The 21,118-nt window shown below is 62.0% G+C and carries 19 protein-coding genes, 1 tRNA gene and 5 pseudogenes; 13 read left to right on the top strand and 12 right to left on the bottom strand.

Annotation, left to right across the window (positions count from 1 at the left end; translation table 11 throughout):
- From AC27VN_RS00605 to AC27VN_RS00585, 5 genes and pseudogenes are all read left to right on the top strand, one after another.
- Positions 1-216, top strand: a pseudogene (locus AC27VN_RS00605) (hypothetical protein); the annotation flags it as partial.
- Positions 216-449 (top strand): hypothetical protein, encoded by a 234-nt coding sequence (locus tag AC27VN_RS00600; RefSeq protein ID WP_490875231.1) that lies wholly within the window; start codon positions 216-218, stop codon positions 447-449. The pseudogene AC27VN_RS00605 and the gene AC27VN_RS00600, both read left to right, overlap by 1 nt.
- Complete coding sequence (locus AC27VN_RS00595) at positions 449-1,909, top strand: hypothetical protein (protein WP_490875230.1); 1,461 nt, start codon at positions 449-451, stop codon at positions 1,907-1,909. Before AC27VN_RS00600 ends, AC27VN_RS00595 begins: the two co-directional genes overlap by 1 nt.
- A gap of 33 nt (positions 1,910-1,942) precedes the next feature.
- Entirely contained in the window at positions 1,943-2,347 is a 405-nt protein-coding gene (locus AC27VN_RS00590) for a hypothetical protein (protein WP_490875229.1), read from the top strand.
- 30 nt (positions 2,348-2,377) lie between these two features.
- Positions 2,378-2,707: a hypothetical protein gene (locus AC27VN_RS00585; protein WP_093351860.1), complete on the top strand. Its 330-nt coding sequence runs from the start codon at positions 2,378-2,380 to the stop codon at positions 2,705-2,707.
- Positions 2,708-2,737: 30 nt separating this feature from the next.
- Here AC27VN_RS00585 and AC27VN_RS00580 read toward each other — a convergent pair.
- The 7 genes from AC27VN_RS00580 to AC27VN_RS00550 form a co-directional block, all read right to left on the bottom strand.
- Positions 2,738-2,813, bottom strand: a tRNA-Thr gene (locus AC27VN_RS00580).
- An 82-nt stretch (positions 2,814-2,895) separates the two neighbouring features.
- Positions 2,896-3,486 (bottom strand): ClpXP protease specificity-enhancing factor, encoded by a 591-nt coding sequence (locus AC27VN_RS00575; RefSeq protein ID WP_490875228.1) that lies wholly within the window; start codon positions 3,484-3,486, stop codon positions 2,896-2,898.
- A gap of 44 nt (positions 3,487-3,530) precedes the next feature.
- Positions 3,531-4,142, bottom strand: coding sequence for a glutathione S-transferase N-terminal domain-containing protein (locus tag AC27VN_RS00570; protein WP_057596959.1), 612 nt, complete (start codon positions 4,140-4,142; stop codon positions 3,531-3,533).
- Between the two features lie 95 nt (positions 4,143-4,237).
- Complete coding sequence (locus AC27VN_RS00565; protein WP_057596960.1) at positions 4,238-5,026, bottom strand: cytochrome c1; 789 nt, start codon at positions 5,024-5,026, stop codon at positions 4,238-4,240.
- A 29-nt stretch (positions 5,027-5,055) separates the two neighbouring features.
- The gene (locus tag AC27VN_RS00560; protein ID WP_093351863.1) at positions 5,056-6,492 is read right to left on the bottom strand and encodes a cytochrome b; all 1,437 of its coding nucleotides are present in this window, start codon (positions 6,490-6,492) and stop codon (positions 5,056-5,058) included.
- A 14-nt stretch (positions 6,493-6,506) separates the two neighbouring features.
- A complete protein-coding gene (petA, locus tag AC27VN_RS00555) occupies positions 6,507-7,124 on the bottom strand; it encodes a ubiquinol-cytochrome c reductase iron-sulfur subunit (protein WP_093351864.1) in 618 nt (205 codons plus the stop codon).
- Between the two features lie 224 nt (positions 7,125-7,348).
- Entirely contained in the window at positions 7,349-8,086 is a 738-nt protein-coding gene (locus tag AC27VN_RS00550) for a response regulator transcription factor (protein ID WP_408908408.1), read from the bottom strand.
- A gap of 380 nt (positions 8,087-8,466) precedes the next feature.
- Between AC27VN_RS00550 and AC27VN_RS00545 the strand changes: the two genes are divergently transcribed.
- The 4 genes and pseudogenes from AC27VN_RS00545 to istA all read left to right on the top strand — a co-directional run.
- Positions 8,467-8,727 (top strand): hypothetical protein, encoded by a 261-nt coding sequence (locus AC27VN_RS00545; RefSeq protein ID WP_490875227.1) that lies wholly within the window; start codon positions 8,467-8,469, stop codon positions 8,725-8,727.
- 134 nt (positions 8,728-8,861) lie between these two features.
- Positions 8,862-9,491, top strand: a complete 630-nt coding sequence (locus AC27VN_RS00540; RefSeq protein ID WP_490875226.1) for a YjbF family lipoprotein — start codon at positions 8,862-8,864, stop codon at positions 9,489-9,491.
- The gene (locus AC27VN_RS00535; protein ID WP_490875225.1) at positions 9,488-12,604 is read left to right on the top strand and encodes a YjbH domain-containing protein; all 3,117 of its coding nucleotides are present in this window, start codon (positions 9,488-9,490) and stop codon (positions 12,602-12,604) included. Before AC27VN_RS00540 ends, AC27VN_RS00535 begins: the two co-directional genes overlap by 4 nt.
- A gap of 297 nt (positions 12,605-12,901) precedes the next feature.
- Positions 12,902-13,783: pseudogene (gene istA, locus AC27VN_RS00530) on the top strand (IS21 family transposase); the annotation flags it as partial.
- Between the two features lie 59 nt (positions 13,784-13,842).
- On the opposite strand, the gene AC27VN_RS00525 reads toward istA, so the two are convergent.
- From AC27VN_RS00525 to AC27VN_RS00515, 3 genes and pseudogenes are all read right to left on the bottom strand, one after another.
- Complete coding sequence (locus tag AC27VN_RS00525; RefSeq protein ID WP_490875224.1) at positions 13,843-13,983, bottom strand: hypothetical protein; 141 nt, start codon at positions 13,981-13,983, stop codon at positions 13,843-13,845.
- Positions 13,984-13,996: 13 nt separating this feature from the next.
- A pseudogene (locus AC27VN_RS00520) lies at positions 13,997-14,101 on the bottom strand (IS21-like element ISPsy4 family helper ATPase IstB); the annotation flags it as partial.
- A 21-nt stretch (positions 14,102-14,122) separates the two neighbouring features.
- Positions 14,123-14,206 (bottom strand): hypothetical protein, encoded by an 84-nt coding sequence (locus AC27VN_RS00515; protein ID WP_490875234.1) that lies wholly within the window; start codon positions 14,204-14,206, stop codon positions 14,123-14,125.
- 267 nt (positions 14,207-14,473) lie between these two features.
- Between AC27VN_RS00515 and AC27VN_RS00510 the strand changes: the two genes are divergently transcribed.
- The 4 genes and pseudogenes from AC27VN_RS00510 to AC27VN_RS00495 form a co-directional block, all read left to right on the top strand.
- Positions 14,474-15,637, top strand: a complete 1,164-nt coding sequence (locus tag AC27VN_RS00510) for an acyltransferase family protein (RefSeq protein ID WP_490875223.1) — start codon at positions 14,474-14,476, stop codon at positions 15,635-15,637.
- Between the two features lie 319 nt (positions 15,638-15,956).
- The gene (locus AC27VN_RS00505; RefSeq protein ID WP_490875222.1) at positions 15,957-16,820 is read left to right on the top strand and encodes a hypothetical protein; all 864 of its coding nucleotides are present in this window, start codon (positions 15,957-15,959) and stop codon (positions 16,818-16,820) included.
- Between the two features lie 507 nt (positions 16,821-17,327).
- Positions 17,328-17,513: an IS66 family transposase gene (locus AC27VN_RS00500; RefSeq protein ID WP_490875221.1), complete on the top strand. Its 186-nt coding sequence runs from the start codon at positions 17,328-17,330 to the stop codon at positions 17,511-17,513.
- A gap of 16 nt (positions 17,514-17,529) precedes the next feature.
- Positions 17,530-18,358: pseudogene (locus tag AC27VN_RS00495) on the top strand (transposase); the annotation flags it as partial.
- 115 nt (positions 18,359-18,473) lie between these two features.
- Here AC27VN_RS00495 and AC27VN_RS00490 read toward each other — a convergent pair.
- Both AC27VN_RS00490 and AC27VN_RS00485 read right to left on the bottom strand, forming a co-directional pair.
- Positions 18,474-18,727, bottom strand: a pseudogene (locus AC27VN_RS00490) (IS110 family transposase); the annotation flags it as partial.
- A gap of 214 nt (positions 18,728-18,941) precedes the next feature.
- Positions 18,942-20,948 carry a polysaccharide biosynthesis protein gene (locus AC27VN_RS00485; protein WP_490875220.1) on the bottom strand — a complete coding sequence of 669 codons (2,007 nt, stop codon included), beginning with the start codon at positions 20,946-20,948 and terminating at the stop codon, positions 18,942-18,944.
- Between the last annotated feature and the right edge of the window lie 170 nt (positions 20,949-21,118).

Here is a 21,118-nt window from a genome sequence, read left to right as displayed (position 1 = left end):
GCCGATGCCTTCTTCCCGCTGATGGCGATCGAGTCCTATGCGCCGCCGCTGCTGCCCTACATCGTGCGGCCGCTGCCCGCGCTCGCGGACGGCGAGCCCCGGATGCTCGCGATCGCGAAGCTGCGGCACGCGCCCTACGACGAGCTGCTGCTGGTCGCGCAGCGCCGCGCGGGGCGCTGGTCGGTGGTGTCGCTGCAGGGTGTGAGGGACCACTGATGACGATGGATGCGGTGCAATGGATCGGCCGGCATGCGGTCGCGCTGATGCTGATCGTTGGATGGGCCGCGCTGGCAGGCCTGCTCGCGCTCGGGCTGGAGCGCGCGGACCGCGATGCGCGCTTTCTCTACCTGGTGGAGACGCAGGTCTGCCATGTGCCCGGCGCGGGGGCACCGCCGCTGACCTTGTCGGCCGCGGCGCGCGTTGCCGACCCACGGAAGGCCTCTCGCTGATGCGTTCGCTCGTCCGCTGGCGCCCCATCCTTCTTCTCGCCGCCGAGGCCGTGCCGGGCCTCGCGTTCGCCCACTCCTTCGGCGTGCAGTACACGCTGCCGGTGCCGTTCTGGATGTATGCCTATGGCGCGACCGCGGCGCTGGTGCTGTCGTTCGTGATCGTGGGGATCTTCGCGGCCGTGCCGCCCGCGCGGAGCGATACCTCGCCGAACGCGCGCCGCGTGGGCGCGCATGTGTTCGTCCCGGCCTTCGTCGTGCAAGGGCTGCGCGCCCTGTCGGTGGGCCTGCTCGTGCTCACCATCGCCTGCGGCTTCCTCGGCACCGACAACCCGTTCCGCAACCTCAACATGACCCTGTTCTGGATCGTGTTCGTGCTGGGCCTGACCTATGCCACCGCGGTCGTCGGCGACCTGTTCGTGTTCTGCAACCCGTGGCGTTCGCTCTGCGAGTTGCTGCGCGCGCATTGCGGCATGGGTTTCGGCGGACGCATCGCCTATCCCGCGTGGCTCGCGTACTACCCGGCGCTGGCGCTCTACATCGCCTTCATCTGGATCGAGCTGTTCGGCCACAGCACGCCGCGGCAACTGGCGCTGATGCTCACCGCCTACACGCTGCTGACCGTGGCGATGGCCTGGCTCTTCGGCAGCGCGGCCTGGTTCCGGCATGGCGAGTTCTTCGGGCTGTTCCTCTCGCTCGTGGGCCGCATGGCGCCGATCGCGTGGCGGCGCGCCGGCTGCCGCGGCGTCGCGCTGCGCTGGCGCCTGCCGCTGTCGGGGCTGCTCGAGCGCCATCCGGGGCATGTGAGCCTGGTGCTGTTCATCCTGTTCATGCTCTCGTCGACCGCCTACGACGGCGCGCACGAGACCTGGCCCTGGAGCCGGCTGTTCTGGAAGACCCTCTATCCGCTGGTCGAGCCGGCCGTGAAGGCCCACAGCGCCCAGCCCTATGCGACGGCGGCCAGCCTGTTCCATGGCTGGCAATGGCTGGCGCTGTGCCTCTCGCCCTGGGCCTATCACGGCGTCTACCTGTTCTTCCTCGCGCTCACGCGGCGTGTGGCGGCCTCCGAGCTCTCCACGCGCGAGCTGGCCTGCCGCTTCGCGCTCACGCTGGTGCCGATCGCCTTCGTCTACCACGCGACCCACTACTACACGATGCTGTGGTCCCAGGGCGCGCAGCTGCTGCCGCTGCTGTCCGATCCGCTGGGCCGGGGCTGGAACCTGTTCGGCACGGCACGCGCCGCGATGCCGCCGCGCATCATCGATCTCAACATCGTCTGGCACACCCAGGTCGGGCTGATCCTGGCCGGGCACATCGCGAGCGTGGTGCTGGCCCATGCGGAAGCGCTGCGGATCTTCCGCCACACGGGCCGCGCGCTCGCGAGCCAGGTGCCGATGCTGCTGCTGATGGTCGCGCTGACGGCCGTGGGGCTGTGGATTCTTTCGCTGCCGCTGGCGGGATAGCGCCGCGTCCTTCTTTATTCCCCTGGAACCGCCATGAAATCCTCACTGGTCTACGCCTTCGGCGGCTTCGCCATCGTCACGCTGATGGCGCTCGGCTATCTCGCGGCGCGGCCGTCGACCGACCCGGCCACGTCCGCCGCGGCCCCCGCGCGCACCGGCACGCAGTTCGAGGTGCGGATCGGCGCGGCCGCCGAGGCCGAGGGCACGCCGCTGCCTGTGCTGCCCGTCACGCGCGGCGACATCGTCTCGATCGCCGTGAGCTCGGCGCAGGCCGGCCAGTTGATGATCCACGGCTACATGCAGGAGATGGTGCCCGTGGCCGCGGGCCAGACCGCCACGCTGCGCCTCGCGGCGCTGCATGCCGGGCGCTATCCGCTGCACCTGCATGGCGACGACCAGAGCCACCGCGAAGTGGCCATTCTCGAGATTCGGCCGTGACGCCACGGCGTGTTGGCATACTCGGCCCCCATGACGGTCGAAACGGTGGGCGGCGAGCGCCCCTATGTCATCGAAGTGCAGGGAGAGGAAGTCACCGTACAGGACACGATGGTGGCCGGCTTCACCTATCGCATCCAGCTCGAGTCGCAACTCGGCACCTCGGCGCGGGTGGTCCAGTGTTTCAAGGCCTGGACCCGGCTGCAGCGCGAAGGCGCCGCGAACCTGCAGGGACCGGAGCTGGAGCACGCGGCCGCCTGGCTCGAGGCGCATCGGCAGGCGCGCTGGCAGGCCCGGCGCTTCTTCCTCGTGCCGAGCGCGAAGACCTTCGTGCTGCGGCTGCGCGAACAGCCCAAGCGCTGAGCGGGCCGGCGCCGGACTGGAGGGGGTGTCTGGTGCCGCTTGTCCGAATCGAACGGACGACCTTCCGCTTACAAGGCGGGTGCTCTACCAACTGAGCTAAAGCGGCCGAAAAAGAAAAATCTGCAGCGGATTCTAGTGGGGTGCCCACCAGGGTCCGGAAGCGGGCGCGTCTTGCAGGCCTGGGCCGGTTACTTGACGCGCTTGAGCGAAGGCCGTGCGCCGCCGCCGACCGGAGGGCGCGGCGGCTCGTCGGTCGGGTCGGCCTCGGGGCCATCGCCGATGTCGGTCACGTCGCTGCCCGCATCGTCGGCCGTCACCAGGTGCACGACCCGGTTGGCCTCGCTCTCGCCACCGCCGCGCGAGGCATCGCGCAGCGCCGAACGCACCGGGCTCGCCGGCGCCGGCACGCCCGTGGCGGCCGGCGAGTCGAGTCCCATGCCGGTGTCGGCCGCGGGAGGCGGCGCGGGAAAGGCCATGCCCTGGCCGTTCTCGCGCGCATAGATCGCGATCACGCGACCCACGGGCACGCTGATCTCGCGCGCCGTGCCCGCGAAACGGGCCTTGAACTCGATGAAGTCGTTGCCGAGCTTGAGCGAGCTGGTCGCGTCGAAACTGATGTTCAACACGATCTCGCCGTTCTTCACGTACTCGCGCGGCACCTGGACGGTGTCGTCGACCTGCACCGCGACATAAGGCGTGAACCCGTTGTCGGTGCACCATTCGTACAGCGCCCGGATGAGGTACGGGCGGGTGGAAGACGACTCGAGCGCGTTGATCATGAAGGACGGCGATGAAGCGAAGCGGAAACGGACCTGCGCGAGGATTACTTGCGCATGACCTTTTCGGAGGGGGTCAGCGCTTCGATGTAGGCCGGGCGCGAGAAGATGCGTTCGGCATACTTCAGCAGCGGCGCGGCGTTCTTGCTGAGGTCGATGCCATAGTAGTCGAGGCGCCACAGCAGCGGCGCAATGGCCACGTCGAGCATGGAGAAGTTGTCGCCCAGCATGTACTTGTTCTTGAGGAACACGGGCGCGAGCTGCGTGAGGCGGTCGCGGATGTGCGAGCGTGCCTTTTCGAGCGCCTTCTCGTTGCCCTTGGCAGTGCGGTTCTCGAGCGTGGACACGTGCACGAACAGTTCCTTCTCGAAGTTGAGCAGGAACAGGCGCACGCGCGCGCGGTCGACCGGGTCGCCGGGCATCAGCTGCGGATGCGGGAAGCGCTCGTCGATGTACTCGTTGATGATGTTCGACTCGTACAGGATCAGGTCGCGCTCGACCAGGATCGGGACCTGGCCGTACGGGTTCATCACGCTGATGTCTTCAGGCTTGTTGTAGAGATCGACATCGCGGATCTCGAAGTCCATGCCCTTCTCGAACAGCACGAAGCGGCAGCGGTGGGAAAAGGGGCAGGTCGTACCTGAATACAGCACCATCATGGCGAAAGACTCCTAAAAATCAAAAAGAGTGGGTTGCGTTGGCAACCCACTCCACGGGACCGGCGCACTTGACGCTCCGGTCGGCAAGGATGGAACTACTTGACGTCTTTCCAATACGAGGCGTTCAGTCGCCACACGAAAATCACCGACATCGACAGGAACAGCAGCACCCAGACACCGATGCGGATGCGCGTGTTCTGCGCGGGCTCGGCCATCCACTGCATGTAGCTCACCAGGTCGCCCACGGCGGTGTCGAACTGCAGCGGGGTCATGGTGCCGGGCGTGACCTGCTCCCACTTGCCGGTGAACACATCGGCCTCGTGGCCATGCTGCTCGACCTTGGCGTGGATCGGACGGCGCTCGCCCTGGAGCTCCCACAGCGGATTGGGCATGGCCACGCTCGGGAATGCGAGGTTGTTCCAGCCGGTCGCCTTGGTGTCGTCGCGGTAGTAGGTGCGCAGGTAGGTGTAGAGGTAGTCCGCACCGGTGCCGCCGTGGCCGGCGCGCGAGCGTGCCACCAGCGTCAGGTCGGGCGGCGTGGTGCCGAACCATTCCTTGGCCTGGCGCGCATCGATGTTGGCCTTCATGGTCTCGCCGACCTTCTCGGTCGTGAACAGAAGGTTGTCCTTGATCTGCTGCTCGCTGATGCCGATGTCCTGCAGGCGATTGAAGCGCATGAAGGCGGCCGAGTGGCAGTTGAGGCAGTAGTTGACGAACAGCTTGGCGCCGTTCTGCAGCGCGGCCACGTCGTTCGTCTTGTTCGGGGCCTTGTCCCAGGCGAGGCCGCCGGATTCGGCCGAAGCGGCTGTGGAGAAGGTCAGGCCAGAAGCCAGGCCGATGACCAGGCCCAGGGCCGCGAGCCAGCCGGAAATGCTTTTCTTCATCGTGTGTCTCTCGAGCTGTCTTGCGCTTTTCAATGGGCGGCGAAGGTCACGCGGTCGGGCACGGTCTTGAACTCGCCCTTGCGGCTCCACCACGGCATCAGCAGGAAGAAACCGAAATAGAACAGCGTGCCGATCTGCGAGATGGTCTGCGCGATGTCGAGCGCGAACGAGCCGATCACGAGGTTGCCCCAGACGCCGGGAGGCTGGATGCCGAGGTAGCCCAGGATCAGGAAGAAGAAGACGAACACGCCGTACACGTACTTGTGCCAGCTTGGACGGTAGCGGATCGACTTGACTTCGCTGTGGTCGAGCCACGGCAGGAAGAACAGGATGATGACCGAGCCGCCCATCACGACCACGCCCCAGAACTTGGCGTCGAAGGTCTTGAGCAGGAAGATCGCCACAGCGGCCACGACGATGATCGCCACCTTGAGCGCCACGCCCGACTTGCCCTTGACGAAGTTCCAGATCGCGGCCGCGCCGATGATCAGCGCGAACACGTTGACCATGTCGTCGGTGGTCGCACGCAGCATCGAATAGAAGGGCGTGAAGTACCAGACCGGCGCGATGTGGTTCGGCGTCTTCAGAGAATCGGCCGGGATGAAGTTGTTGTACTCCAGGAAGTAGCCGCCGGCTTCGGGGGCGAAGAAGATCACCGCCGAGAAGATCGTGAGGAACACCACCACGCCGAAGATGTCGTGCACCGTGTAGTACGGGTGCGACGGGATGCCGTCGAGCGGATGGCCGTCGGGACCGCGCTTGGCCTTGATCTCGATGCCGTCGGGGTTGTTCGAACCCACTTCGTGCAGCGCGATCAGGTGGGCCACCACCAGGCCGAGCAGCACCAGCGGCACGGCGATCACGTGGAAGCTGAAGAAGCGGTTGAGCGTGGCGTCGCTCACCACGTAGTCGCCGCGGATCAGCAGGGCCAGGTCAGGACCGATGAACGGGATGGCGGCGAACAGGTTCACGATCACCTGGGCGCCCCAGTAGGACATCTGGCCCCAGGGCAGCAGGTAGCCCATGAAGGCTTCGGCCATCAGGCACAGGAAGATCGCGCAGCCGAACACCCAGATCAGCTCGCGCGGCTTGCGGTAGCTGCCGTACATGAGGCCGCGGAACATGTGCAGGTAGACCACCACGAAGAACGCGGAGGCCCCCGTCGAGTGGATGTAGCGGATCAGCCAGCCCCATGGCACGTCGCGCATGATGTACTCGACCGATGCGAACGCCTGGTTCGCGTCGGGCTTGTAGTGCATGACGAGGAAGATGCCGGTGACGATCTGGATCACGAGGACCAGCATCGCCAGCGAGCCGAAGATGTACCAGAAGTTGAAGTTCTTCGGCGCGTAGTACTTGCCCCACTGATCGTTCCAGAGCTTGGTCAGCGGGAAACGGTTGTCGACCCAGTTCAACAGCTTGGCGCTGGCCGGGGCGTTGGGGGAGATTTCGTGGAATTCAGCCATGTTCTTCTTCTGCCTCAGGCCTTCTTGGAGTCTTCACCGATCAGGAGCTTGGTGTCCGACAGGTACATGTGCGGCGGCACAGGCAGGTTGTCGGGCGCGGGCTTGTTCTTGAAGACGCGGCCGGCCAGGTCGAACGTGGAACCGTGGCAAGGGCAGAGGAAGCCGCCTTCCCAGTCGTTGGGCAGCGAGGGCTGCGGGCCGGACTGCAGGCGGTCCACCGGCGAGCAGCCGAGGTGGGTGCAGATGCCGACCACGACCAGCACGTCGGGCTTGATCGAGCGGTGCTCGTTCTGGGCGTACTTGGGGGTGAATTCGTCGGGATGACGCTTGGACTGCGGGTCCGCGAGCTGCGCATCGAGCTTCGGCAGCTCGGCGATCTGCTCCGGGGAGCGCTTGAGGATCCAGACCGGCTTGCCGCGCCACTCGACGGTGACTTTCTCGCCGACCTTCAGGCCGGAGATGTCGACCTCGACGGCAGCGCCGGCGGCCTTGGCCTTTTCGGAGGGCTGGAACGTGCTGACAAAGGGAATCGCGGTGGCCACGCCTCCCACTGCACCGGCACAGCCGGACGCGATCAACCAGGTCCGCTTGCTTGTGTCGATCCGGGGGGAGCCGGCGGTCATGTCACTCATGGGGATCCTCTATCTTCTTCGCTGGAGCAGGGTCAACCGACGATTGTAGCGGGGCGCAACGTGCGAATTCAACGGTTGCAAGACCGCGCGGTCGCGCGAATGACGCTCCGATCCGACATCGGCGGGGCGCCGTCCGCGTGTCATCGACGCTCCGTCGATGGACGGAACGAGCGCGCGCGAAAGCGCCCGCGGCTTGGCACCGCGGGCGCTTCACGAGGGGAGATTCAGTTCAGCAGGCCGTGCTGCATCGCTTCGCGAACGGCTTGCGTGCGCGACTTGACCGCGAGCTTGCGGTAGATGCTCTTGGCGTGGAACTCGATCGTGTTGATCGAGAGGTAGAAGGCCTCGGCGATCTGGCGATTGCTCCAGCCCTGCGCGATCAGGTTCAGCACCTTGAGCTCGCTGACCGAGAGCACCGACTTCGGCGCCTCGGTTTCGGCGGCCGCCGACGGCACTTGCGTGCTGCTGCTGGCCGGCGCGCGGCGCGCGGTGCCGAACATGCGCTCGAGCACGCAGCGCGCGACGCGGGGATCCATGGCCGCACCGCCGCGCTCGAGCGAGCGCAGCAGGAAGACCAGCTCGGTGTCGAGTGCATCGGTGAGCAGGTAGCCCGCCACGCCGGCCGAGACCGCAGCGCGTACGCGCTGCGTGTCGGGCAGGGCCGAGACGGCGATGCGCTCCATGTGCGGGTGCGCTTCGCGCAGATGCAGGATCGTCGAGACGCCGCCGTCCTCGGGCAGGTCCATGCCGACCAGCGCCAGCGAGCAGGAACTGCGCGCCAGGATCTCGCGGGCCTGGGCACACGAGCGGGCAACCAGCACGCGGGCTCGGGGCTCGAGCACCGACACCACGCTGCGCAGACGTTCGGTCACCTGAAGATCGTCGTGGACGATCAGCACGCTCTGGAACTTCGAATTCCTCGCCATCACGCTGGCGTCGGTCTTTTCCAACAGAATTTCCACCTTGAGTCTCCCGGTGCGGCAACTAGGTTGCGGGTCTGAAAAAAGTTAACGTTGGTTTACGCAAACGCAGGATCGATGCCTGCGCAGGGCGCCGGAGCCAACAACCCGTACCCAGGAGAACTAAGCGGTTGATTTCATTGGCCTTTTTTGAGGTGAATTTGCTCGGACGCCCCCGGAACACGGTGGATTTCGGGCGTTTCGGAGGCCTCGTTACGGTCGACGTCACGCCTGTCGCTACGTAACATCAGATGCGTAACCTTTTTCACGGACCTGCCCCGCGCCGGGTAACAAAGAAGAAACCGAGTGCAAACGGGTTGCGACCCACTTTCAATGCTGCTACTCTCGAATCGATTGCATAAAAATCTTTGAGAGGATCCCTTATGAAAACCAACCAACTGGTTGCAGCTGTCGCTCTGTCCGCCCTGGCGGTTTCGTCTGTGTTCGCTCAGACCGCTCCTGCTGGCGGCACCAATGCCACCAACAATGCGCAAGGCAGCTTCACGACCGAAGAGAAGATCGCTGCTGGTGCAGGCGCGGCTCTGTTCGTCGCTGCCGTCAGCGGCAATGGTGGCAATTCGGGCGGCGGCTTCGGCCTGATCCCCGGCACCGGCACCACCGGCACGACTGGCACCACGCGCTGATGCCGCGAGCCCTCCTTGACGGAGGGCATTCGCTGAAAAGTCCCCGCGTCGGTATCGCCACGCGACTTATAAAATGTTGCCTTTTGGCAACGTTTTTTTTGGGCGTTGGCGGTTGTTCTTCCGGTTCTTCCGCGATGCTGGATACAGCACGCGCCCTCTATCGAGGGCAATCGTCGGCCCCGTCGCCGACTTTCAACCCCAATTTCGCCTACCTGCGCGCCAACATCTCGGGCCGCACCGTTTACATGGTGCTTGGCTACCTGGATCAGCGACCCGAGGGCGCTGTCGAAGTCTGGTACAGCGGCGGCGGCGAAGTCATTCGGTTGTTGAATGGCCGTCTGATCGGCACCACCGGGCTTTCCACGGACTGGCGCGCGGTTCGCATTGCCGACTGGCCCGCATGGCCCACCGCAGCTTCGAACGCCGGCAGCGCCCCCGTGCAGCGCTACGAACGCGAGCGCGACGTCATGCCTGGCTATCGATTCGGCATCAACGACGAAATCACCCGCATCCCCATACCGGCACCCAGCGACAGCGCGATAGCCGGCACGGATCCGAAGTCGCTGCAGTGGTATGAGGAGCGCAGCGTCTCGCGCCCGGCGAACGCCTCTCTTCCTGCCGCCCGGTTCGGAATCTCGAACAAGACAGGCACACCTGTTGTCATCTATTCCGAGCAGTGCATCTCCAACAATCTGTGTATGAGCTTCGAGCGCTGGACACCCCCCACGCCGGCAGCCGGCGTCCCGGCGAGCGCTGGGACATGACCTCGCGAGGTCCGCACCACCGGCATTCCCACTGGCCTCGTCATATCGCGGCGGCATGCGCGCTGATCGTCACATGCGGCGCCTGGGCCCAGCAAACCGGTACGACACCTTCGAACGGTCCGGCCACGAGCTCGGACGCCGATGTGCGCGCCGGCGAGCGCTTCAGCACCTGGCTGCTACGGCAGCCACCGGAGACGGCCTCTCCCGGACTCTCATGGCGTGTTCCCGAGGAGCGGCTGGCGCAGCAGTTCCTGAAGAACACCTTGCTGGTCCGCCTCGAGGCCGAAGCCCGCCGCGCTCCTCGTGCAGATCAGGTCGACAGGCTCGCGCTGATCACCTGGCTGCAAGGCCTGCCCGTGACCGGGCGCGTGGCTCTGGGCATCGTCGACCCTCGGTGGCTGGAAACCCACCCCGCGGAGGACCCCGTCCTGTCGACCGGCCAGCAATTCGTAGCGGGCCCGCCTGAACTAAAGACGATCGCCGTGGTGCGTTCCAACGGCGAGCTTTGCCATGTCCGGCACGAGGCCGGCCGCAGCGCCTGGGACTATGCCAAGGCCTGCGATCTTCCCGCCGCCGATTGGGCCTGGGTGGCGCAGCCCGATGGTCGCACTGCGCGCGTCGCTGTGGCGCCCTGGAATGCGCAACCATCGGACGAACCCGCGCCTGGATCATGGATCTGGGCTGCGCCGCGAGCGATGCCGGATCTGGTCGCGGCGTCGGAGGGGATGATCAAATTTCTGGCGACCCAGGGCCCCTCGCCCCAGGTGCTGGATGCCGCGGCGCTCGATGCTGTCAAGTCGGCGCCCGCCGCCGACAAGCGCGCACCGCTGACCACATCCCTCGACGCACGCAAAGGCGTCGACGCAGCCCACTATGCGCCCGTGCGCTCCGTGCTGCCCGAGCCGGTGCCCACGCCCAAGGTCTTCAGAACCAGCACGAACGACTGGGGCGAAACCGGCCTGCTCCAAACGCCCACGGCCCGCATGGGTGAGCTTGGGGACTTCCGGCTCTCGCTCACCAACGTCTATCCCTACTCACGGCTGAACTTCATGTTTCAGCCTCTGGAGTGGTTCGAAGCGGGCTTTCGCTACACCTCCATCAGCAACCAGGCCTACGCGGCGAGCACCACGGGCCAGTCGAACAAGGACAAGAGTATCGATTTCAAGGTCCGGCTCGCCAAGGAGTCGGCCTACGTGCCGGAGCTCGCTCTCGGATTCCGCGACTTCGGCGGTACCGGCTTGTTCTCGTCCGAATACCTCGTCGCCAGCAAACGCTATGGCGACTTCGATTTCAGCCTCGGCATCGGCTGGGGCTACATGGGCAGCAGCGGCAACATCAAGAATCCGCTGATCGCCATCAGCAATCGCTTCAGAACACGACCCGGCAGCACAGCCACCACCGGCGGCCAGGCCAACTTCAACAGCTTCTTCCGCGGACCTGCCGCGCTTTTCGGCGGCGTCGAATGGCGCACCCCATGGGACCCGCTGACCCTGAAGCTCGAATACGACGGCAACGACTATCAGCACGAGCCTTCGGGCATCAATCAGCGCCAGCGCACTCCTTTCAATGTGGGGCTCGAGTACCGCTACGCGCCCGGGCTGTCGTTCTCCCTGGGCTTCGAGCGCGGCGACAAGGTCATGCTGGGCGTATCGCTCTCGACCAATCTCGCCAAGCTCCAGTCCCCCAAAGTGGCTGATGCGCCGCTGCCGCGCTTCACGCCCGAAGCACCCAAGACACCGCCTGGTTGGCCGACCACCGCAGCCGACATCGAGGCCCGCACCGAATGGACCGTGCAGCGCATCGCCCCACAAGACGACAAGCTGCATGTCTGGATCAGCGAAAGCTTGACGGTCTATCGCGAGGCGCGCGTCGAGACCATCACCGCGTTGCTGCATCGCGATGCGCCAGCGTCGATCAAGTACTTCGTCCTCCACTACCGCGAACGCGGACTGTCGCTGCACGCGCAAGTGATCAATCGCGACGAATGGGTCAACGAGCACTACAGGGCGATGACGCCGAGCGAGAAGCGTGCTGTCGGCCAGCGCGAATACGCGCCCAACGTGGACAGCAGCGAAGACATGCAGCCGCTGCGAGCAGTGGCTGCCACGGCGGCGAGCGCATCCGTCAATGCGCCGCAGAATGCGGGGAATGGCTCGCCGACCGGCGTCGCCGCCACCACAGCGGCAACGGCCACGCCGCCGATGGCGCCATGGGAACGCAAGCGCGAACGCTACACCTTCGGCATCACGCCCAGCACCTCGCAGATCGTCGGTGGCCCAGACGCCTTCCTGCTCTACCAGATCGGCATTCAAGCAGTTCTCGAGTACCGGTTCACCGACAGCACCTGGTTCAACGGCGCCCTCAACTGGCGCATGTTCGATAACTTCGACAAGTTCAGCTACACCGCGCCCAGCAATCTGCCGCGCGTACGAACCTTCCAGCGCGAGTACGCCACGACGAAGCGGCTCACCTTGCCGGTGTTCCAGCTCACGCATGTGGGCCGTCTGGCAGAGGATCAGTACTACAGCGTCTACGGTGGCGCGCTTGAGCCCATGTTTGCGGGCGTCGGCGCTGAATGGCTCTATCGCCCGTCACGCAGCCGTGTCGCTTTCGGCATCGACATCAATCATGTGCGCCAGCGCGACTTCGCCCAGGACTTCGGCCTGCGCGACTACAAGGTCAATACAGGCCACGCCACGCTGTACTGGGACACGGGCTGGAACGGCGTTCGCGCGACCGTCAGCGTGGGCCAGTACCTCGCTGGCGACAAGGGCGTCACGCTCAACGTCAGCAAAAGCTTCGACAACGGCGTCGTGCTCGGTGCTTATGCAACCAAGACGAACGTGTCTTCGCGAGAGTTTGGCGAAGGCAGCTTCGACAAGGGCATTTACGTGGCGGTGCCTTTCGACGCCTTCCTGCCGAAGTCGAGCAAGTTCACCGCAGCCTTCAATTGGTCGCCGCTCATTCGGGATGGTGGTGCGAAGCTGGGCCGGATCAATCCGCTGTACGACATGACTTCGATCAGGGATCCCAAGGCCTTCTCGATCGGGGCGCCGGAGAGCAATCCGCCGCGAGCGGGGGACAACATTTTGAATTTCCAGGGGGCACGCTAAGCCGAGGGGCTGACACCTGCGCGCGAGAACGGGACAAGCGTGTCCGTGCTCAGTAAGCTCCCGTGCAACACGCCCTTAAACTGATCGTCAGGCGCTGGATACTGTGTGATGCCAGCGATGCGGTGGCAACTCTTTGACACGCCGCATTTTGTGAGTGGACAAACGCTGCAGGACGTCCTTGAATGTTGGCACCGACCGGAAACTGAGCCAGTTTTTCAGGTAGTGCCGAAGTTAAGGTGAGCCGGGTGTTCAACCTACCCTGCTGTTTTTTAAGCATCGGGGCAAGGAGTGATCCTCATGGACATGATTGGCAGGATCCGACGGCTGCATACGAGGGACAATTTGTCGGAGCGTGAGGTAGCGCGCATGGCGGGGCTGTCGCGCAACACGGTGTCGAAGCAGATGCGCGCACCGGTCGCCGAGGCGCCGAAGCATCGGCGCGAGGCGCGCCCGAACAGAAGCAGGCATGAACGGCCGGTGCGCGACGACGAAAGCACGTGCGCTGCACGCCGAGATCACGGCGACGGGCAGCAGGACAGTTACTAGACCGTCACTGACTTCGTTCGAGCCTGGCGCCAAGGAAAGGGTCAGGCAGCCAACGTCACGGCGTTCGTGCCGCTTAACTTGGAGCTCGACGCGGCCTTCCAGCTCGGTTGGAGCGAAGAGGGTTTGGTCGTCGGCGGCATCTACTACCGCACGCAGGTGCCGCACCTGAAGCCGTGCGCAAACTCTTCGTTCTAGCTGGTGGCGTACACGAGCCAAGGTCACGAGATGCAGCTCGACGCCCACATGAGGTCGGTTGCGGCCTTGGACGGTGTGGTGCGCAGCGAGATCTACGACCACATGCGCACAACAGTGGACAGAGCGCACAAGAGCAGGGCCGCACCGTCAATGCCAGTTTTGCCGTGATGTGAGCGCACTACCTACGACCCCGACTTCTGCAACGTCGCATCGGGCCTGGAGAAGGGGCGTGTGGAGAAGAACGTGCAGGACAGCCGTCAGCGTATCTGGATCGAGGCGGGTCGGCGCCGCTTCGGCTCCTTCATCGAACTCAATGCCTGATTGAGCGAGCGCTGCCGGGCGCTGTAGAGCGAAGTCCGGCATCCCGAGCACAGTCAGTTCAGCGTGGGCAAGATGCTCGAGCACGAGCGGCGCCACTTGATGCCCATGCCCGAACCGCACATGCCCGAGACACTGCAGCAACTGCGCCGCGGCCTGCTGTTCCGGGCCGGTGGAAATCACGTGATGGATGCATGGCGACGACCAGCCTTGCCCTTGCCCTTGCCCTTGCCCTTGCCCTTGCCCTTGACCTTGCCCTTGACCTTGCCCTTGACCTTCCAGCCTGGAGCTTTCGCCGGTGATCTGCACGATGTGCGCATGGTGCAGCAATCAGTCAAGCATTGCCGCCGTCAACGTCTGGTTGTCCGCAAGGGCGCCCGCTCGCTGGGTGTATGGCTGGCTGCTCGTGAGCCCCATCGAGCCGCGCTCGTATCGCTTGCCCTCCAGCAGCATCGACAGCTACGCCAGCGTCAGCGATACCCACTCGGCGCCAGCCTGTGGCCAGACGAAACGACCTCGCTCCAAGCGCTTGGCCAGCAGCATCAAGCCTTGGCCGCACACCACAGCACCTTCAGGATGTCGCCGCGTGCTCAGCGCGAGGCCTGCCAGTTATGCGCAAGCAGTTTGTCGATGCGGCTGTTCACCTGTGCGGGGAACTAGGTCGGGACATCGTTGAGATAGGCCCGCGGAGCGTGTCCTGACAGCTTGGCCGACTGACAAGGCCCTGACTTCTGATCTTTTACGGACAAAATATAGGGGTCCGGGCTATCGCCGCGCTCCTGCGGCGCGAGGACACATCTCTCCAGATTTATGCAAATCACACCAGTCCATTCGCCCGCCGAAAATTTGCTCGCCTCAGACAATCGGGTGACAGCCGCCTCGTCGACCCGGCTACCAACACAGACGACCGACCTTTATTTTCCAACGCTTGATGGGCTAAGGTTTTTTGCCTTCCTCTTGGTCTTCATTCACCATCTGCCCGACGCGCCATTGGGTAGTACGCTCCGTTTGATTGGAGATCAAGGCTGGGTCGGGGTTCACCTTTTTCTTTTTATCAGCGCGTACCTGTTGAGCGCCATCCTCTCAACGGAAAGAGAGATCACTGGAAAAATTTCGGTGATTAATTTTTATATGCGCCGTGGCTTGAGAATTTGGCCGCTTTATTTTGGGTATGTGGTTGCGATTTTTGCGTTGTCAATCGTGGTCTGGGGACAAATCCCTCCAAACTGGTTTCGACTTGCCTCTCTGATGATCTTTGTAGACAACATTGTTTCCGGGTTCCAAGGGTACAACTCAATTCCTTACACGGCGCATCTATGGACAATTGCGCTTGAAGAGCAATTCTATCTCGTTTTACCCTTGCTCTTAGCTCCCTTCCTGAAATCTAGAAACCGGCTGCTGTGGGGGATTTTTTTGTGCTGGCTAGCGTTCGTGGGCGTGAGAATCTTCGCGGTTTCGACAAATTTTCCTCATCCTGGAATTTGGACATCTGTTTTCAGTGCCGACTCTCTTTTGCTGGGAACCTTGCTAGGAGTTATCAGGCCCGCCGCCCCGAATTCAAAACTACTTCGATTGCTTTTGCCATTGAGCGGTGCCGTTCTTTTGCTTTTTGGCGCTTGGACACCTGATATAGATAAAAATGGGCCGCATCAAGTTTTTCTTTATTCACTCGTGGCAGCTGGAGCAGCAATGATAACCATGTCCGCACTGAATGAGCCATATTTCAAATTTCTTGCAACCCGTCCACTTCGGTATCTTGGAAAAATATCTTACGGGCTATATGTCTTTCATTTGCTAGGGATTGGCATCGGCGTAAGGCTGGGCGGCAAATTAATGCCCGGATCTTGGCTCTTTGCAGCTGCGATAGCGTTCGTGATTACGCTGGGTGCCTCGGCAATTTCTTATCGATTCTTTGAAAGATACTTCTTGAGATTCAAGCGAAAATTCGAGGTGGTGCACACTCGTCCTATTTAGCTTTAATACCATAGTCCAGTCGAGAGCCAATCGATCGCGGCAGTGCAATTATTGTCGCCAACCGGCAAGCGTTAAATTTCCAACACGTACCGCCATTGGCAATAGAGGAAAGGCAACAGGGATGCCGCGTGATTTTTATAGACAATTGTAAAGATTGGTAATGGCAGCCAGTCAGACCTATACGGCCGACCATCCTTCTCCGAGGACCCCACATTGACTTGGTCAGAGTGGTTTTTTGAGCTTGCATGATTTACCCCGATTAACAGAGAATCTCTCCGTGACTGGACGCACCAGATCCGAGTCATGGATCCGGTGCAAGATGGCTATTACCTATTTCGCATTTTCGATGGTGCAACATATGCAAGCAACAAAAATCATCTCGACAATTCTTCTACTGCTTACTATCGCTACCGCAAACGCAAACGCGCAAAAGAGAAATTTTATTGTTGCGCAATCGATGTATTACCGCGGCGGAGTAGATCTTTCTTCTTCCGGAGTGCCCAGAAATCCAATTATTTATGAGTCATTTCTCTTGCCATCGAAGACATCCGATCGCTTAATCGATTCGAACGAAATGGCGAAATTAATGGATCGATTGGGTACGGGACCGATTCCTACGGTGGTCGACATAGAGCGTTGGGAATTTTACTCGGAAGACGAGTCGACGCGCAATGCCGGCCGAGAAAAGCTTCTTAACGTTTTGAAAGCAATCCGAGCAGTCAGGCCTGAGGTAAAACTCGGCTATTACGGCATCGTACCAACGCGAAGCTATTGGCCGCTTGTAGATAAAACTCGCATCCAGCCCAGAAAGACATGGGACAGCTTGAACGAAAAGGCCGCAAAAGATTTTATCCCTTACGTCGATGCGGTATTTCCTTCGCTTTACACCCTATATGACGACGATAAAGGCTGGAAGACTTATGCCGAAGAGACTTTGCGCATCTCTAGGCAGTTTGGAAAACCAGTTTACTGCTATTTGTGGCCTCAATTCAATAGCGGCAATAAAGAACTGAATGGGAAATATGTTCCGGCAAACTTCTGGCGTATGGAATTGGAGACGTGCTATAAAAATGCTGATGGCATCGTAATTTGGAATCACGAACGCGACAAAGATTGGGAAGAAAATGCTGAATGGTGGCAGGAGACTAAAAGATTTTTGGCCACGCACTCTATAAAAAATTAAATTCTAGTGTATTTTTCGAGCTGCGGCCGTGTAGCTTGGTCTAGATGCTTGTCGACGATGACTCAGTCGCCGGACGAAAATGGGAAATGAAAAGGCACCACCCAGCCGGGCGATTCAAGCTCATAGCAAGCTGATCATTCGGGCGCGTCGATGCATTAGCGCGCTTGTGCCTGCGCTGATGATCGGCCGCTATTCGGCCTCGTGTCAAAAAGGCGAAGCAGTTTGAGCCTGCATTGGGAAACTCGGGATTGATGGCACCGTGCACAGCGCCCTTCGATTGCGTGAAAGATCGATAGCCTCCGCCGACGGAGAGCTTGATCTTTCATCCGTGCTCCGCGCGGCGAGGGGAGCTTTGAAGCGATTGCGACGCGAACTTAACTCGGCGCGGATGACGTCATTTTGGGCGTACATCAGCGTGTGAGTGCGGCATTCAACTGCAGCGCTGGTGGACGCGCTTACAGCAGAGCGGCTCTAACACAGCGTGCCGCATGCTGACCCCCTGTGGCAATGCTCAAGCCTAACGCGTGGAAGACGCACCGGGCCTACTCGTGGAGCTACTGCACGACGCAGTTCAACCCGATCCAGGGCGTCACGTTCGACTTCGCCGACGGTCGAGCTGGACAGCACGTACGTAACGTCCTCAAGCTGAGCGCAACGAGCGCCAAGCCGGGGGATGCGGCAAGCTCTTACTGATGACTTCAGCGGCTACAAAGCCTGGCAGGTCGACAACAGCGGCATCGAGCAACTGGTCACTCAGGCGTCGGCCCTGGCGCCCGGATTGATAGTGCTCGGGCCACTCGCGGCTATGAGTTCGAGGCGGCCTGCGCACTTCAGGCCGCGGATCTGGCGGTGGCCGTGGTCAACCCGCGCACAGCGCGCGACTTTGCTCGCGCGATGGCCGCATTGGCCAAGACCGACGGCCTGGATGCTCGCATGCTCGAGGCCTTCGCCCGCGTGCTGCACCAGCACCTCGAGCGCGAGCGCTTCGTCAGGCCGCTGGCGGATACCAAACTACAGCAGCTACAAGCCCTGGTGCTGCGCCGGCGCCAGTTGGTGCAGATGCTGACCTCGGAGCGACAGCGCCTGCGCCTGGCACATGCGGCTGCGCGCCCGAGCATCGAGCGCGTGATCGAGTTCTTGAAGGAGCTGGGAGACAGCGAAGCCGAGGTGGCTGCGCACGTTCAGCGCCATCACGCCCAACTGGCGCAGGCGTTGGCCAGCGTGCCGGGCATTGGCGAGGCCAGCGTTGCCGTGCTGCTGGCCGAGCTGCCTGAACTCGGCAAGCTCGACCGGCGCCGCATCGCAGCGCTGGTGGGCGTGGCGCCGTTGAACCGCAATTCCGGCCAGATGCGTGGCCAGCGCTCCATCTGGGATGGGCAAGCTGATGTGCGGCGAACCCTGTACATGGTCACCCTCACGGCGGAGCAGCACAACCCAGCGCTCAAGCGTTAGGAGCGCCGCTGGCAGCAGGCAAGCGCAAGAAGGTCGCCCTGGTCGCCTGCATGCTCAACGCCATCGCCAAACACGGCTCTACCTGAGACTCGCCCATGCATATCGATTAACTACCAAGACGGTTGTTCAGGCCGTCCTGAATATCTCGCGCTCCTCGATGAAGCGCACGACTTCGGCCATGCCGGTCAGAGTCTTGAGCTTGGTCATCATGTAGGGCTTGACGAACTGCGGGCCATCAGAAGCACCGTGTGGCTCATGCTCTGCAGCTTTCGCCCCCAATGATGCGCGCTACCGCAAGCCTCTATACCGATCAGACAAGGCGGAAAGTTGACGAGGAACGCGGCCATCTGGTCGCGCCGCCGCTGCTTCTTCAGGATCGCCATGCCGTGTTCGTCGATACCGTGGACCTGAAACACGCTCGTCGCCAAGTCGATGCAAACAGTCGTGATCTTCATGGTGGACGCCCCTCTCGGTTCAGATGGTCGATGACACTTCCACTGTGGCACGTTGGTACCGCTACGAGTGGGACGTCCATCCCATTGTTTACAGACAAAGTGCTCGACAGCGCTTACGCCAGAAACGACAAAGTCGCCCAATGCTGAGGCACTGAGCGGCCTTGTTGCTTGTGGTCGACGAAGAATCTGTCCTGCTCAGGGGAGCAGTTCGATATCAAGCCACCAAAACGACGTCGGGAACACGCGCAGAATTATCGAGCAACTCCTCAGTGACAGCGTTCGAATCTGAATCGATATCGCGCAACAGCATTGCGTTTGCCGAATGTTTTTCGACATGCACCCAGTCGACCACCTCGGCATGCGGCTGATAACCGGGCAGCATCTGTGCCAGCACATTCTTAAGTGCCGGCACGTCGTTGCGATCAAGGATAGCGCCCAACATCGCGAACTGTCGCCATAGTTCCTCGGCTGGAGGGCAAGGCTCGTGAGCCTTCATCACCCGAGGATGGCTGGTCTGCATCGCGTTGTCGCCGATGAGAAGCTCCTCGTAAAGTTTCTCGCCCGGCCGCAGGCCCGTGATGCGAAGTTCGATGTCGCCATCGGGAGCACTCTCGTCGCGCACGGTGCGCCCCGACAACTCCACCAACCTGCGAGCCAGATCGATGATCCGGACCGGCTCGCCCATATCGAGGACGAACACGTCCCCACCTTGCGCCATAGCTCCAGCCTGGATAACGAGTTGCGCCGCTTCCGGGATCGTCATGAAATAGCGGGTGATATCGGCATGCGTCAGCGTGATCGGACCACCAGCCTCAATCTGCCGGCGAAACAGCGGCACCACGGAGCCGCTGGAGCCCAGCACGTTGCCGAAGCGCACCATCGAGAAGCATGTGCCCGACGGCTGCTGCGCCAAGCCTTGCAGAGAAAGCTCGGCCAAGCGCTTGCTGGCTCCCATGATATTGGTCGGCCGCACTGCCTTGTCGGTGCTCACCAACACGAACCGACGAACCTGGCACTCCATCGCGACCTGCGCCGCCATGAGCGTGCCCAGCGAATTATTTCGGACGCCTTCGATGGGGTTGTGCTCCACGAGCGGCACATGCTTGTACGCCGCTGCGTGGTAGACAGTATCGGGTCGCCAAGTACGCATGATCTCGCGCAGCCGTGCCGGATCGCGGACCGAGGCAAGTAGAGGGATTACCTGGACGTCCGGACTCATCGCCTCCAACTCCTGATGGATCGCATACAGCGCGAACTCCGTCAGCTCGATCAGCAACAGCTTGGACGGAGAAAGCTTGACGATCTGCCTGCAGAGTTCGCTGCCGATCGAGCCACCGGCCCCCGTGACCAGCACGACCTGGTGCCTTATGTGCTTGTGCAGCAGATCGTCTACCGGCGCGACCGGATCGCGACCCAGCAAGTCTTCAATATCGACTTCGATCAGGTCGTGAACCTGCACGCGGCCATTCGCCAGATCGGCAAGCGCAGGCAATGTGCGTACATGCAGATGGAGCGGCAACAGGTCGTGCAGGATTTCCGCACGCCGCGCACGGCTGGTCGAGGGCATCGCCAGCAACACGTCTGAGATCCCGAGCATCGCAGCATTCTCTAGCAACCAGCTAGGCGGCTGAATCCTGATGCCATTAAGTGTGCTGCCATGAAGATGCTTGGCATCGTCGATGAAGGCTCGCACCAGCACGTCTCGACTTTGGGCGAGCGCTGCCGCAAGCTGCAATCCCGCACCGCCCGCGCCGTAGATGACAACCTGCGGCAGCGACTTTCGCTGTACTGCGCTCATATACATGCCACCGAGCCAATAGCGCGCGAGCATGCGTAGCCCCCCAATGCACATGAAGAGCAGCAGTGGAACCACCAACCCAACAGTACGCGGTATGGTGCTCACCCCAACGACCGTAAAAAGTACAGCGTAGGCAAGCCCGAACAAAGCGCATGCTCGCAGGATCGCCAACACCGCTGGTGCACCCGCGTAGCGAAATATTGCGCGGTAAAGGCCAAACACAGTGAATAGGGGAAGCGCAATCAGAACCGCCATTGCTGCTGCCCACCATTGCGATCCACGGGGGAACATCCACTGTTCGAAACGCAAACTCAACGCAAAGCAGACGCATAGCACGCACACGAGCGCGTCCACGCACAACGCCAGTAACCGTTTGGCAGGTCTAGGCAATCCGAGCAACTGCTCTGCCAGACGATTGATCACGCAGGAACTCCTACCCGAGTCATGCTCGGACATTGCGAAGGATTGTGCCTCTCAAGTTTTGGAACAATCCTCGCCTCAAGATTTCGATTGTTAGAAAGTGTACAAACCACTACGTTTGTACGTAACCCTCCAAAAGACATAAGAGATTTGAATCAACAATCTCTCGAAGG

It is taken from the genome of Variovorax sp. 20P10.2.4 (assembly GCF_058244205.1).
Note: the sequence above shows the minus strand (reverse complement) of the source record. Positions and strands in the feature narration are given on the sequence as shown.

Bases quoted from the DNA above. Each gene is read 5' to 3' on its own strand.
- petA (WP_093351864.1), bottom strand. From the start codon at position 7,124: ATGAGTGACATGACCGCCGGCTCCCCCCGGATCGACACAAGCAAGCGG.
- AC27VN_RS00535 (WP_490875225.1), top strand. From the start codon at position 9,488: ATGACCTCGCGAGGTCCGCACCACCGGCATTCCCACTGGCCTCGTCAT.
- AC27VN_RS00540 (WP_490875226.1), top strand. From the start codon at position 8,862: ATGCTGGATACAGCACGCGCCCTCTATCGAGGGCAATCGTCGGCCCCG.
- AC27VN_RS00595 (WP_490875230.1), top strand. From the start codon at position 449: ATGCGTTCGCTCGTCCGCTGGCGCCCCATCCTTCTTCTCGCCGCCGAG.
- AC27VN_RS00570 (WP_057596959.1), bottom strand. From the start codon at position 4,142: ATGATGGTGCTGTATTCAGGTACGACCTGCCCCTTTTCCCACCGCTGC.
- AC27VN_RS00600 (WP_490875231.1), top strand. From the start codon at position 216: ATGACGATGGATGCGGTGCAATGGATCGGCCGGCATGCGGTCGCGCTG.
- AC27VN_RS00505 (WP_490875222.1), top strand. From the start codon at position 15,957: ATGGCTATTACCTATTTCGCATTTTCGATGGTGCAACATATGCAAGCA.
- AC27VN_RS00545 (WP_490875227.1), top strand. From the start codon at position 8,467: ATGAAAACCAACCAACTGGTTGCAGCTGTCGCTCTGTCCGCCCTGGCG.
- AC27VN_RS00590 (WP_490875229.1), top strand. From the start codon at position 1,943: ATGAAATCCTCACTGGTCTACGCCTTCGGCGGCTTCGCCATCGTCACG.
- AC27VN_RS00500 (WP_490875221.1), top strand. From the start codon at position 17,328: ATGCTCAAGCCTAACGCGTGGAAGACGCACCGGGCCTACTCGTGGAGC.
- AC27VN_RS00510 (WP_490875223.1), top strand. From the start codon at position 14,474: ATGCAAATCACACCAGTCCATTCGCCCGCCGAAAATTTGCTCGCCTCA.
- AC27VN_RS00575 (WP_490875228.1), bottom strand. From the start codon at position 3,486: ATGATCAACGCGCTCGAGTCGTCTTCCACCCGCCCGTACCTCATCCGG.
- AC27VN_RS00560 (WP_093351863.1), bottom strand. From the start codon at position 6,492: ATGGCTGAATTCCACGAAATCTCCCCCAACGCCCCGGCCAGCGCCAAG.
- AC27VN_RS00565 (WP_057596960.1), bottom strand. From the start codon at position 5,026: ATGAAGAAAAGCATTTCCGGCTGGCTCGCGGCCCTGGGCCTGGTCATC.
- AC27VN_RS00525 (WP_490875224.1), bottom strand. From the start codon at position 13,983: ATGCGCACATCGTGCAGATCACCGGCGAAAGCTCCAGGCTGGAAGGTC.
- AC27VN_RS00585 (WP_093351860.1), top strand. From the start codon at position 2,378: ATGACGGTCGAAACGGTGGGCGGCGAGCGCCCCTATGTCATCGAAGTG.
- AC27VN_RS00515 (WP_490875234.1), bottom strand. From the start codon at position 14,206: ATGCTGCTGGCCAAGCGCTTGGAGCGAGGTCGTTTCGTCTGGCCACAG.